Below are 12,354 nucleotides of genomic sequence, written 5' to 3' on the forward strand. Positions count from 1 at the left end.
AAACCGCTGTGTTGCCAATTACACCATAGGCCAATCATTACGACGGTTGAGGAGACTCCGTGGAGCCGGTGCCCCCTGCCGTGCAACGGGAACTACTATAGGCGTGCGCCGCTCAGCAGCGCAAACCTGCAGGTAGTCGATGTGGGGCTACTGCTCAGGCACCACGAACGGGGTGACGGCACGTGCCGCACGCAGCCGCGCGAGGGTGGACTCCCGGCCCAGCAGCTCCATGGACTCGAACAGTGGCGGGGAGACCTGCTCACCGGTCACGGCGACGCGCAGTGCGCCGTAGGCCTTGCGCGGCTTGAGCCCCATGGTCTCGATGAGACGGCCACCGACCTTAGCCTCGATCGTCGCGGTGACGAACTCGTCCTCGCCCAGTGCCTCAAGCTCCTCGATGGTGGCGTCGAGGACCTCGACGGCGTCCTCCCTGAGGTTCTTCTTCGCGGCCTTGGGGTTGAGCTCCAGGTCGGCGTCCGCCGTGATGAGGAAGCGGAGCAGGCCGTCTGCGTCACCGAGCATCTTGATGCGGGTCTGGACCAGGTCGGCGGCGAAAGTGAACTTGTCGGCCGGGTAGTCCGCCGGGAAGCCCTTGTACTCCTCCAGGTAGCTGCGCAGGCGGGTGGCGAAGTCGGCCGGCTCCAACAGTCGGATATGGTCGGCGTTGATCGCCTCCAGCTTCTTCTGGTCGAAGCGGGCCGGGTTCGGTTTGACGTCGGCGATGTCGAAGTTCGCGATGAGCTCGTCGACGCTGAAGATGTCCTGGTCGGCGGACAGTGACCAGCCCAGCAGGGACAGGTAGTTGATCATGCCCTCGGGGATGATGCCGGCGTCCCGGTGGTTGAAGAGGTTGGACTCCGGATCACGCTTCGACAGCTTCTTGTTGCCCTCTCCCATGACGAAGGGCAGGTGGCCGAACTCCGGGGTGAACTGTGCGACACCGATGCGCTCCAGGGCCTCATAGAGGGCGAGCTGGCGCGGGGTGGAGGGCAGCAGATCCTCGCCACGCAACACGTGGGTGATCTGCATCAGGGCGTCATCCACCGGGTTAACCAGGGTGTAGAGCGGGGCACCGTTGGAGCGGGCGACGACGAAGTCGGGCACGTTCGCTGCCTCGACGCTGACCTCTCCGCGGACCAGATCGTTCCAGGTCCAGGTCTTCTGCGGCATGCGCAGCCGCCACACCGGCTTGCGTCCCTCGGTCTCGAAGGCGGCGATCTGCTCGTCGGTGAGGTCACGGTCGAAGTTGTCGTAGCCGAGTTTCGGGTCCTCACCGGCTGAGATGTGCCTGGCCTCGACCTCCTCGGCCGTGGAGTAGGCGGGGTAGACCTCCCCGGCGTCCTTCAGTTTCTGCAGGACATCGGCGTAGATGCCCATGCGCTGCGACTGACGGTAGGGGGCGTGCGGGCCGCCCACCGGATCCACACCCTCGTCCCAGCTCATGCCCAGCCACCGGAGCGAATCGACGATAGCCTGGTAGGACTCCTCGGAATCGCGCGCGGCGTCGGTGTCCTCGATGCGGAAGACCAGCTTGCCGCCGGTGTGGCGGGCGTAGGCCCAGTTGAACAGTGCGGTGCGCACCATGCCGACGTGCGGGGTCCCGGTCGGCGACGGGCAGAAACGGACGCGAATGTCACTCATAGCCCTCTATTTCACCACACCCACTCCCCTGCGACCTCGCCGGTGTACCCGCTCGCCCGCAGGTCGGTGAGCCACCGCCCCAGCGGGAGGACGCCGCTCCCCGGCGCGCCCCGTCCCGGGTCGTCGGCGATCTGGACGTGGAGCGGTGACGTACCCGGGGTCCCGGGGTCGTCGAGCCAGTCCCGGACGCCGTCGTGCCCCTCAGTCTCCGCGAGGTGCCAGAGGTCGGCGAGCAGGGCGGTGCCCGGCGTGTCGTCGATGAGGTCGAGGGCGTCGGCGACGGTCTGGACGGGGTAGTCCGCCGGACCCGCCCCGGGGCTGCGGGACGGTTCGACCAGGACGGTGCCCAGTCCCCGTCCGGTGACCGAGGACGCCACGGCAGCGGTCCGCTCCCGTTGGGCGTCGGTGATGCTCCGGCCGCCACGGCCGACGAGCAGGTTGAACAGGTCCGCCCCGGTCCGTTCTGCGAGCCGGGCGTGGGCGTCGAGGTGGCTTCGGCTCAACGGTTCCCGGTGGAGGACGCCTCGTTCCCCGACCGACGTGTCCCCGCCCCAGAAGTTGAGGGCGACGAGGGTGAGGCCGCGGCGGTCCAGTTCCCCGATGAGGTCGTCGACCTGTGTGTCGGTAGGCTCCGGTGTGGTCCAGGGCCACCACAGTTCGATGCGGTCCAGTCCGAGCGCGGTGGCGCGGTCGAGATCGGGGTCTCCGGGCGGTCTACCGACGGAGCAGTTGATCACGGTGCAGAGGTGGTTCAGGCCGAGGTTCGCATCAGGGGTCACGCCGCCCAGTGTGGCACTAGGGTGCGGGTCATCCGGCGGCGACCGCCGGAAGAACGGTCACCGAACCGTCCCGTCGACGGGCAATGTCGATCGCGACGTCCGGGGTGCCGTCCCGGTACTCAACCTGCTTCCTGAGACTGTGGATCCGGTGGGCCTGCTTCATCAGCTTGTCGACCTCTGCACCGGTGAACACCGGAGACCTGAAGCCACTCTGCCGTTTGATCTGCAGTGACGACAGTCGGAGGAGGACGTCGTTGATCCCGGACTCCAGCTCGTCGATACGCTCCTGGTCCGCCTTCAGTTCCCGCGAGAACCTCTCGAAGACATTCCCCTCCGACGCCTGGGCGTGCTCAACGGCCTGCAGGACGATCACCCGCCGCTTCAGCGCGATCGCCAGGGCCGCGATCTCCAGGTATGTGCGGAACTGCCCGCCCTTCCCTGCGACGCCGGGGAACGCCTTCAACGCGGACAGCTCCACGCCCTTGTCCTCCGGAAGCTTCCGGAGTGCGTCACGCCACTTGCCGAGCCGGTCCTCGGTCCTGCTGAGCTCCTTGTCGATGGTGTGGACCGCGGAATCCAGCCCCAGGGAATGACCGACCTCTCCACGATCCAGGAGAATGGCCGCCGCCTTCTTGACCGCTCCGGTCGAGCCTTTGAGGTCGTTCCGCTCATCATCGAGTTTCTCCTGTTTCAGGTCCTCCAGGAGCGTGGTGATCTTCTCCAGTGCCTGGCGCTGCTGCGCCTCTGCGTTCGCCGCAGCACCTGCGGCCACGGCCATGAGGACCAGCGGTGCGGCAACGGTGAGTGCCGTTCCTGCTACTGCCGCGCCTCCGGTAGTAGCGACAACTCCGGTCGTGGCTGCCGCTCCGCCAGCTGCCCCCGCAGCGGCCGCTTTCACAGGAACGAACGTAGCCTGAGCTGCGATCCCGTTGGCACCGACGAGTGCGCTATGGACGCCCTCCGCCACACCCTTCGCCTTCATCGGCTTCACGACTCCCGCTCCGAACTGTGCGGCGACCTTCGCAGGGACGACCATCCGGTAAAGGTTCTCTCCGTTGCGAATCGCTGTGTCCACAGCAGGCGAGGTTTTCACTGAATCACTGATGAGCTTCGACAGTTGTGTCGCGAGCGGGCTCACCGCGTTGAGCGAGATCCCGGAGCTCCGGGGCACCGGCTCCGGCATCGGTCGGATCTCGAGGGTTGCGACAGGGTGATCCGCCATAGCCGCCAGCACAGTCCTCAACTCAGTGAGCTTCTGCCCGGTCATCGGCCCCGCGGGTATCACCTCAGGGATGTGGGTCTCCCCCGTCGCCAGTGTGAGTACCGGTACGACAACGTCCCGTTCCTTCGTCATGCGTTTCTCCCTCGGTAGGACACGGGGCTCATCCACCGCATCATCATGCGCTTTCCTATCGTAGAGCGGCCACGCGACAGGACTTGGCCACACACCATCTGTTGTTCGAACAGCACGTAGGATTAACATCATGAGCAGCCCGAACACCCCCACCACCTCCCCGAAGGTCGCCGTGGTCACCGGAGCCGGCGGCGGCCTGGGCCGTGCCTTCTCCACCGCACTGGCGAGTGACGGCTGGACCGTCGCGGCCCTGGGCCGGACGCTGTCCTCGCTGAGTGAGACGGTGACCGCCTGCGCCGCAGCCAGTGCCGCCGACAACAGCCCGCAGCCGCACTCCGCGGTGGTCTGCGACGTCACCGACGAGACCTCGGTCGTCGAGGCGGTGCGTACCGTCACCGACCGCTACGGCCGCCTCGACGTGCTGGTCAACAACGCCGGGACCGCCGGTCCCACCGGGCGGCTCGACAGTCTCGACGCCGCGGCGTTCGGGGACACGCTGCGCACCAACACCCTGGGCACCTTCCTGTGCACCCGGGAGGTCTTCGCCTGGATGGCGTCCCACGGTGGCGGCCGGATCATCAACAACGGGTCCATCGCCGCCCACGCGCCGCGCGCCGGGGCTGCGGCCTACGCGGCGTCGAAGGCAGCGGTGGCGTCACTGACCGTCTCCACCGCCCTCGACGGCCGTGACCTGGGGATCACCGCCACCGAACTGGACATCGGCAACGCCCGCACCGAACTGTTGTCGGCGTTCAGCTCCGTCGAGCCGATGTTCGACGCCGCTGAGGCCGCCCGGCTGCTCGTCACCGTCGCCGGCCTTCCCGCCGGCGTCAGCGTGGATACGGTGACCGTCACAGCGGCGGGTATGCCCTACCTGGGGCGTGGCTGACCGCCAGGTGATTTCTGTCACCCCGTCAGCGCTGGGTACGGTTGATGGCGTGACCTACCTCGACCGCCCCGCGACCGCCCCGGACTTCCTGCTGTCGCGCCCTTCCGGGAGCCTGCGCACCCGCGGATCCCGGGCGACCTGGCCGGACCCGTTCGAGGCCTCGACCGCGCTACGTAACGGGGACGCCGATCTCATCGTCGGTGCGGTCCCCTTCGACACCGCCAATCGTTCCGCACTCACCACCCCCGAGACCGTCATCGAATCAGAGGGGCCGCTGGAGCCCCCGGCGCACTACCGGGGCCGGGCGGCCGGCGGCACCGTCGAGGTTCTCTCGGTGACGCCGCTGACCAGTCCCGAGGAGCATCAGACGACGGTGGCTGCGGCGATCGCCACTATCCAGAGCTCCGGCCTGGAGAAGGTGGTGCTGGCCCGCGCGGTGGACGTGGAGTTCGCTGAGGAGGTCGATCCGCTGCTCATCGCCGCGCGGATGATCGATCTCTCTGCCCACCGCGACGGATTCGCGGTCGATCTGGGGGCCACCGGTCGCCACGATGACCGGGGGACGATGCTGGTGGGATCGTCCCCGGAACTGCTCATACGGCGACGCGGCACCACGGTGGAGGCCCTGCCACTGGCCGGGTCTGCGGCCCGGCTACGGGACCGGGACGCCGATGCGGCGGTCGGCCGGATGCTGCAGGACTCGACCAAGGACCTCGCCGAGCACCGGTGGGTCACCGACCACTACCGTCGGGTGCTGACCTCGGTGTGCACCGAACTCAGTGTCCCGGAGCGTCCGGAGCTGATCCAGACCAACGAGATGTGGCACCTGGGCACGAGAATCCGTGGCACGGTCCCGACCGACGGCCCCTCCGCCCTCGACCTGGCGTTGATGCTCCACCCCACCCCCGCGGTGGGCGGCTTCCCCACCGATGACGCCCTGGGCATCATCGACGAGGTGGAGGAGCCGCGGGACTTCTACGCCGGCTTCGTGGGCTGGTGCCGGGGCAACGGTGACGGGGAGTACATGGTCTCCATCCGCTGCGCCGAAATCGCCGGAGCCGGGGCCCGGGCGTGGGCGGGCGGCGGGGTTGTCGGGGACTCCTCTGCGGCGGCGGAGGCGGCGGAGACCACCGCGAAACTACAGACCGCACTGCGGGCGCTCAACGTCCCGGCGACGATGCGGACCGTGTAGGTCGCTCCGGCAGCACCCGCGACGCAGGATCGAGGGCATCGTCGAAGTCCTTGCGGTCGACGCCGGCCGGGTGTGCCTAGTAGCGTTCGACCGGGTTGACCAGGTGGCCGAGACCGGGGATCTCCACGTCGATCGAGTCGCCGGGGACCATCTCGGCGGTACCCGCCGGGGAGCCGGTGCAGATGACGTCACCGGGCAGGAGGGTGAACGCGGAGGACACCCACTCGACGATCTCGGGGATCGCCTTGATCATCTGGTCGGAGTTCGAGTCCTGCTTGGTCTCGGTGACACCGTCGTGGGTGAGGTGCGCTTTGATCGGCAGGTTGTCGAGCTCAGCGAAGTCGAGGTCGGTCTCGATCCAGGGGCCGAGCGGGCAGAAGGAGTCCAGTCCCTTGGCCCGGGCCCACTGACCGTCGGCGAACTGCAGGTCGCGGGAGGAGACGTCGTTGACGATGGTGAAGCCGAGGACGACGGACCTCCAGTCGTCTCGCTTGACGTCCTTGCAGGGCCTGCCGATGACGATGGCGAGCTCACCCTCGAACTCGACGCGGGTGGCCCACTCCGGGATACGGATCGGGGCGTGCGGGCCGACGACGGCTGTCGGTGGTTTGATGAAGATCGTCGGGGGCAGGTGCTCCGCAGACTTCTTGAAGACCTCCTTGACGTGGTCGGCGTAGTTACGGCCGACGGCGACGACCTTGGAGGGGAGGATGGGAGCGAGCAGCCGGACATCCTCGATAGGCCAGCTACGGCCGGTGAACTCGGGCTCGCCGAAGGGGTGGCCCGCGATCTCGCGGCAGGTCGCACCTGCACCGTCCGGCTGGCCCCCTTCCACGACGACGAAGGCCATGCCTTCGGGGTGGGCAATTCGGGAGATACGCATGTGATGACACACTACAGAGGGTGTCCTGACCCTCGCTCACCGCATGCCCCTCTTCTGACGGGAATGGGCGGAAACGCCCACATCGTGGGAACGTACAGTGATTAATATCACACCTGTGTTGAACGCAGCGTCGTGAACCTCCTCGCTCCCTCACCTCCCGCCGTCAGCGCCAGGTACAGCTCGGCGCACGCCAGCGCGTCGGTGGATGCCCGGTGACTGCCGTAGTACGGCAGTCCGTACCGGGACCGCACCCGGGAAAGCCGCAGGTCCTCACCGCGCGGGTAGGTGCCCATGCGCTCCATGTGTCGTCGTTCCAGGTCCAGGGTGTCCACCACGGGCACCTTCAACCGCAGCCCGAGTTCCCGCCGACACACCGCGGACAGGAATCCCGTCTCCATCACAGCGAAGTGGGCGAGCAGGGCGCGCCCGCGCAGCACCCCGAGTAGCCGGTCGAGAGCCTCACCCGCCGGGATCCCGGCGGCCACCGCGTCATCGGTCAGGCCGTGCAGCGTGGCTGACTCCCCCACGCCCGCCTCGTCATCCACGGTGTCGCGCAGAACCACCTCCCCAGCACCGGACAGGTCGATGACCCGGCCGTCGAGCGGCACCCACCCGATGGACAGCAGCCGGTCCTTCCCCGGATCGAGGCCCGTGGTCTCCACGTCGACGGCGAGCAGCGGGAGCGTTTCCAGCGGAGAGTCCGGGGCCGGCGGGGACAGGTCGACGGAACGCCGACGCAGGAACCCCATCACGTACTCCGCACCGGGTAGGCGGTGGTCAGGGCGGACTGGATCGACTTGATGATGCCGAAGGCGTCCCGCAGGTTCTCCCGCTCCAGTCGCCCCAGTGCGTCCGGGCTGACGGCGTAGTCGGGGGCTTCCCCGGTGCGCAGTTGCCGCGCCTGATGTCGTAGCGCCAGACCGGTCAGCACCCCGAAGGCGTCGGTGAGGTCCCGCGCCCCCTTCACGGAGATGACGCCTGCCTGTGCGGCCGCGGCGAGCCGTTGGCCGGTCCCCACCACCGGTGACCCGGCGACAAGTGCGTACAGCCGGGTGATCTGGACGATGGCGGCGATCCCGCCTTTCTTCACGTCGAGGGTATTGGCGTAGTCGCCGCCCCGGCGGACCACCAGGCCACGGAACACCCCCAGCGGCGGTTCCCGGCGCACCGCCAGGGCGGCGAGCTGCGCGTGAAGACGCCCGGACCCCGTCGCCGAGTCCACTGCGCAGCGGTGGACCCGCTCGACCAGGTCCCGGGAACCGTGGACGACCCGCATGTCGAAGAAGGTCTGTGCGTGGAGCAGGGCGTCCGGGTCCGGGGCGGTGACCCAGGTGTGGAAGGTGTCCACCCACTGGCTCACCGTCATGCGCCACTCCGGGTTCGAGGCCATCATGTCCCCGGGGCAGTGGACCTGACCGGCCGCGGCGAGTCCGTCGCACACCCGGGTCGACAGGGCGGCGAAGTATCTGCCGTGCGAGGTTCCGTCGTAGTCGTCGGAGAGCACCAGGCAGTTGTCCTGGTCGGAGGCGAAACCGACGGAACGGCGCCCCTGGGACCCGACGACAGCGAAGCCGTAGGGCACCGGTGGCGGACCGAGTTCCTCCTCGGCGAGGGTGAGCAGGCGCCGCGCCAGGGAGTCCAGACCGACGGTGAGCAGTTCACTGACCTCCTCCGGCGACGCGCCACGTTCAATGAAGCCTGCGGCCATCGTCGCGGCGTCGTCCACGATGCGCTTCATCTGGTCGTCGGTGGTGGCCTTGGCCAGGTCCGCGGTGAGGTAGATCGGGTCATTGCGCATCGTGCGCATGACGTCGGAGGCTGCGAGGATACCGACCAGGTCGCCACCCTGCGCTGCGTCGGTGACCGGCAGATGGTGGATATCCAGGTCGCTCATCCGCAGCATCGCCTCGAAAACGGTGCCCCGGGGTTCCACAGACACCGGGTCGGGGGTCATGATCTCACGGACCTGCACCTGTGGATCGACCCCGGCGGCGAGGACGCGGTTGCGCAGGTCCCGGTCGGTGAGGATGCCGACGAGGCGGCGTCCCTCCACGACGGGGAGGCAGGAGACCCGGCGCTCACCCATGACCCGGGCAGCCTCGGCGACAGTGACATCGGTGTCGACGGTCACCAGGTCACGCCTGTGGTGGTCCATGTCGGCGACGGTGCGGCGCAGCACATCGGTGCCGGCCCGCTGACGTACCCGGTCGGCATCCACCCGGATCCGCACCGAGAGTCCGGCGTAGTAGCGGGCGATGTCGGGGTACCGGTCGACGAGTTCGAGCAGGTCTGACCCTGGCAGTGACAGCAGCAGACTGTCCTCCACGGCGACCATGCTGTAGCGCGACGGACCGTGGACGTCAGTGTGTTCCCCGGTGAGCATCGTCGAGTAACCGAAGGAGTCACCGGTGCCGCGGCGGTCGAGCAGCACACCGGATTCATCGGTGACGTCCACCGCCCCGGAGCGGACGATGAACAGGCGGTCATTGTCGGATCCTGCGGTGATGACTGTGTCGCCACGCCGGACGTAGCTCATCGTCATCCTCAGCGGCAGGACGTCAAGCTCACTGTCTGGCAGGTGGGTGAAGGGTTCCTGCCCCGCGAGGAAGCGGCGGACTTCGTCGAGTTCCACACTCATGGGCCCACAGTACGTTGTCATCAGAACATTCACCCCCACGCCGGGGGTATATACAACACGTTGCACAATCTCTGTGACCGGAGTTACAGTTCCATCCATGGCGTTGGACCACGCGATCATGATCTCCCTGGCGGAACGACCCGGCACCGGCTACGAACTGGGCCGGCAGTTCTCCACGTCACTGGGCCACTTCTGGCCGGCGACCCGCCAGCAGATCTACCGCACCCTGTCCCGCCTGCACGACCACGGCCTGGTGACCTGCGAAAACATCCCCCAGCAGGGGCGTCCGGACAAGAAGGTCTACACCCTCTCATCCGCCGGCGAAGACGCCCTGGCGTCCTGGATCGCCGAACCGACCACGGTGACCACCCTGCGAGACGAACTCGGCGTGAAACTGCGCGGCGCCGAACACGGTGACCTGTCCGACGTCCTCACCGACGTCGCCCACCACCGCGACGTCCATGCCGAGCGACTGGCCCTGTACCGCGGCTACGCGGTCACCCAGTTCCCTGATGCCCGGCCTGATGCCCGGCCTGATCCTTCGGCCTTGACCGGCCGACGGCTGCACCAGTACCTCGTCCTGCGCGGCGGCATCCGCCTCGAGGACGCCTTCGTCGCCTGGTGCGATGAAGTGCTCGAGACCCTGACTCCTGCGACGACCGAGAAGAGCTGACATGACTGACACGCCTGACGCGACCACCCCGTTCCCCAACCTGTACCCGAACCTCTTCCGGCCTCTCGCCATCGGCGGCATCACCCTGCCCAACCGATCAGTCATGGGCTCGATGCACACCGGCATGGAGGACCGGATGAAGCACGCCGACGAGCTCGGCGAGTTCTACGCCGAACGCGCCCGCGGCGGGGTCGGCCTCATCATCACCGGCGGCATCACCCCGACCCGCTCCGGCGACCTCATGCCGCTCGGCGGGCGCATGGCCACCCCGCTGGCTGTCGTGCACCACCGCAGGATCACCGGCAAGGTCCACGAGGCCGGCGGCCTGATCGCGATGCAGATCCTCCACGCCGGGCGCTACGGTGTGACCCCGTTCAAGGCGGCGCCGGGCAGCGAGCCCTCCCCGATCCACCCCTTCAAGCACATCCGGATGACGGAGCAGATGATCCGGTACACGATCCGGTCCTACGGCCGGGCGGCACGACTGGCACGCAGGGCCGGGTACGACGCCGTGGAGATCATGGGCGGCGAGGGCTATCTCATCAACCAGTTCCTCTGCCCCCGCACCAACGACCGTACCGACCGCTGGGGCGGGTCGACCGCCAACCGGCAGCGCTTTCTCATCGAGGTCATCGATGAGATACGCCGTCAGGTCCCCCGTGACTTCCCGATCATCCTGCGGCAGTCCGTCGCCGATTTCGTGAAGGACGGCCAGACCTTCGACGAGATCGCCCTGCTGGCCCGACGTGCCGAGCGACACGGGGTGGACGCCATCAACACCGACATCGGCTGGCACGAGGCGAAGGTGCCGACCATCGTCACCTCGGTCCCGCGCGCCGCGTTCGTGAAGTTCACCGAGCGACTGCGCGACCAGGTCGCGATCCCGCTCATCGCCTCGAACCGGATCAACACCCCGGAGGTCGCCGAGAGCGTCCTCACCGACCACCGGGTGGACGCGGTCTCGATGGCCCGACCTTTCCTCGCCGATCCGGCGTTCATGGCGAAGGCCGCGGCCGGGAGATCCGCGGAAATCAACACCTGCATCGGCTGCAACCAGGCCTGCCTGGACCATGCTTTCGTCGGTAAGAAGGTCTCCTGCCTGGTCAATCCGCGGGCCGGGCGGGAGACTTCCTTGGTCCTGTCCCCTACCCGCTCGGCGAAGAAGGTCGCGGTCATCGGTGCGGGTCCGGCGGGTCTGTCGGCGGCGGTCTCTGCGGCGGAGAAGGGTCACCGCGTGACCCTCTTCGAGTCCCGTGACCATGTCGGGGGGCAGTTCGCGATCGCCGCCCGGATCCCTGGCAAGGAGGAGTTCCACGAGTCCATCCGGTACTTCCGGACGCAGCTGGCGGTGCGCGGGGTCGATGTCCGGTTGAACACCACGGCCACGGTCGACGACCTCAAGGCCGAGGGTTTCGACCATGTCATCCTGGCGACCGGCGTCACCCCGCGCGTCCCAGCGATCGCCGGAGTGGACCACCCGTCGGTGATGACCTACGCCGAGGCGGTGCGCGGGGAGCGGTCGATCGGGCGGAGGGTCGCGGTGCTCGGTGCCGGCGGCATCGGCTTCGACGTCTCCGAGTTCCTCACCACCCCGACCGGCGCGGACTCCCCCACCCTGAACCTCAAGGAGTGGGAGCAGGAGTGGGGTGTGACCGAGGACCCGGAAACCCCCGGGTTCCTCACGAAGCCCCGTCCCGAGGCACCGCTGCGCGAGGTCTACATGGTGCAGCGCAAGGCGTCCCGGCAGGGCAAGTCGCTGGGCAAGACGACCGGCTGGGTCCACAAGGCCTCGGTGAAGGGGAAGAAGGTCGAGCAGATCAGCGGCGCGACCTACGAGAAGATCGACGACGCTGGCCTGCATCTCGCGTTCTACTCCGAGACGAAGGACAAGAAGGGGAAGGTCGTCTCGAAGGAGCTGACGGAACGGCGCGTCATCGAGGTCGACAACATCGTGCTGTGCACCGGCCAGGAGTCGGTGAAGGACCTCGCGGAGCCGCTGGAGGCAGCCGGGATCACCTTCGACATCGTCGGTGGTGCGGACCTGGCCGCGGAACTGGACGCCAAGCGGGCGATCCGCCAGGGCACGGAGGCTGCGGCGAAGATCGCGTAGAAGATCGCGCAGATCGTGCGTTGAATTCTCCATGGTCGGCGCGTAAAGTGGCGGACGCAGACCCCCCCACACTTGTGGAGCAGGGGGTCTAGCTGTTTCCGGGGTTCCTACAGTTCCCGAGGTGCACGGAATGGATCACGTTCTGCAAGGTATGTCTCATACCAGTGAGCAGCGAACTGATTCCCTGGATGCTGG

At 67.8% G+C, this 12,354-nt stretch carries 10 protein-coding genes; 4 read left to right on the forward strand and 6 right to left on the reverse strand.

The annotated features are described in order from the left end of the window. Positions 1-147: 147 nt before the first annotated feature. Genes gltX through QZV72_RS04995 form a run of 3 tightly spaced genes read right to left on the reverse strand, consistent with a single transcriptional unit; the run spans position 148 to position 3,774 of the window. Positions 148-1,641, reverse strand: coding sequence for a glutamate--tRNA ligase (gltX, locus tag QZV72_RS04985; protein WP_297005953.1), 1,494 nt, complete (start codon positions 1,639-1,641; stop codon positions 148-150). Positions 1,642-1,652: 11 nt separating this feature from the next. After that, entirely contained in the window at positions 1,653-2,420 is a 768-nt protein-coding gene (locus QZV72_RS04990) for a TIM barrel protein (protein WP_297005955.1), read from the reverse strand. A gap of 28 nt (positions 2,421-2,448) precedes the next feature. Then, a complete protein-coding gene (locus QZV72_RS04995) occupies positions 2,449-3,774 on the reverse strand; it encodes a hypothetical protein (protein WP_297005956.1) in 1,326 nt (441 codons plus the stop codon). A 130-nt stretch (positions 3,775-3,904) separates the two neighbouring features. On the opposite strand from QZV72_RS04995, the gene QZV72_RS05000 reads away from it, so the two are divergent. Together QZV72_RS05000 and QZV72_RS05005 are read left to right on the forward strand one after the other, a co-directional pair. Further along, positions 3,905-4,663 (forward strand): SDR family oxidoreductase, encoded by a 759-nt coding sequence (locus QZV72_RS05000; protein WP_297005958.1) that lies wholly within the window; start codon positions 3,905-3,907, stop codon positions 4,661-4,663. Between the two features lie 49 nt (positions 4,664-4,712). Then, positions 4,713-5,855 (forward strand): isochorismate synthase MenF, encoded by a 1,143-nt coding sequence (locus QZV72_RS05005; RefSeq protein WP_297005959.1) that lies wholly within the window; start codon positions 4,713-4,715, stop codon positions 5,853-5,855. 76 nt (positions 5,856-5,931) lie between these two features. Here the strand turns inward: QZV72_RS05005 and QZV72_RS05010 are convergent, their stop codons facing one another. The 3 genes from QZV72_RS05010 to QZV72_RS05020 form a co-directional block, all read right to left on the reverse strand. Then, positions 5,932-6,738 carry a fumarylacetoacetate hydrolase family protein gene (locus tag QZV72_RS05010; protein WP_297005961.1) on the reverse strand — a complete coding sequence of 269 codons (807 nt, stop codon included), beginning with the start codon at positions 6,736-6,738 and terminating at the stop codon, positions 5,932-5,934. Between the two features lie 107 nt (positions 6,739-6,845). Next, positions 6,846-7,487, reverse strand: a complete 642-nt coding sequence (locus tag QZV72_RS05015) for an exonuclease domain-containing protein (RefSeq protein ID WP_297005963.1) — start codon at positions 7,485-7,487, stop codon at positions 6,846-6,848. Then, positions 7,487-9,376, reverse strand: coding sequence for a DUF294 nucleotidyltransferase-like domain-containing protein (locus QZV72_RS05020; protein ID WP_297005964.1), 1,890 nt, complete (start codon positions 9,374-9,376; stop codon positions 7,487-7,489). The genes QZV72_RS05015 and QZV72_RS05020 overlap by 1 nt, the downstream gene beginning before the upstream one ends. Positions 9,377-9,473: 97 nt before the next feature. Here QZV72_RS05020 and QZV72_RS05025 point away from each other — a divergent pair, with 97 nt between their 5' ends. Both QZV72_RS05025 and QZV72_RS05030 read left to right on the forward strand, forming a co-directional pair. Then, the gene (locus tag QZV72_RS05025; protein WP_297005965.1) at positions 9,474-10,049 is read left to right on the forward strand and encodes a PadR family transcriptional regulator; all 576 of its coding nucleotides are present in this window, start codon (positions 9,474-9,476) and stop codon (positions 10,047-10,049) included. Between the two features lies 1 nt (position 10,050). Continuing rightward, positions 10,051-12,159 (forward strand): NADPH-dependent 2,4-dienoyl-CoA reductase, encoded by a 2,109-nt coding sequence (locus tag QZV72_RS05030; protein WP_297005967.1) that lies wholly within the window; start codon positions 10,051-10,053, stop codon positions 12,157-12,159. Positions 12,160-12,354: the final 195 nt, after the last annotated feature.

Origin of the sequence: uncultured Corynebacterium sp., from assembly GCF_902782855.1 — a bacterium.
GTDB lineage: Bacteria > Actinomycetota > Actinomycetes > Mycobacteriales > Mycobacteriaceae > Corynebacterium.

Bases quoted from the DNA above. Each gene is read 5' to 3' on its own strand.
- gltX (WP_297005953.1), bottom strand. From the start codon at position 1,641: ATGAGTGACATTCGCGTCCGTTTCTGCCCGTCGCCGACCGGGACCCCG.
- QZV72_RS04995 (WP_297005956.1), bottom strand. From the start codon at position 3,774: ATGACGAAGGAACGGGACGTTGTCGTACCGGTACTCACACTGGCGACG.
- QZV72_RS05000 (WP_297005958.1), top strand. From the start codon at position 3,905: ATGAGCAGCCCGAACACCCCCACCACCTCCCCGAAGGTCGCCGTGGTC.
- QZV72_RS05010 (WP_297005961.1), bottom strand. From the start codon at position 6,738: ATGCGTATCTCCCGAATTGCCCACCCCGAAGGCATGGCCTTCGTCGTC.
- QZV72_RS05015 (WP_297005963.1), bottom strand. From the start codon at position 7,487: ATGGGGTTCCTGCGTCGGCGTTCCGTCGACCTGTCCCCGCCGGCCCCG.
- QZV72_RS05020 (WP_297005964.1), bottom strand. From the start codon at position 9,376: ATGAGTGTGGAACTCGACGAAGTCCGCCGCTTCCTCGCGGGGCAGGAA.
- QZV72_RS05025 (WP_297005965.1), top strand. From the start codon at position 9,474: ATGGCGTTGGACCACGCGATCATGATCTCCCTGGCGGAACGACCCGGC.
- QZV72_RS05030 (WP_297005967.1), top strand. From the start codon at position 10,051: ATGACTGACACGCCTGACGCGACCACCCCGTTCCCCAACCTGTACCCG.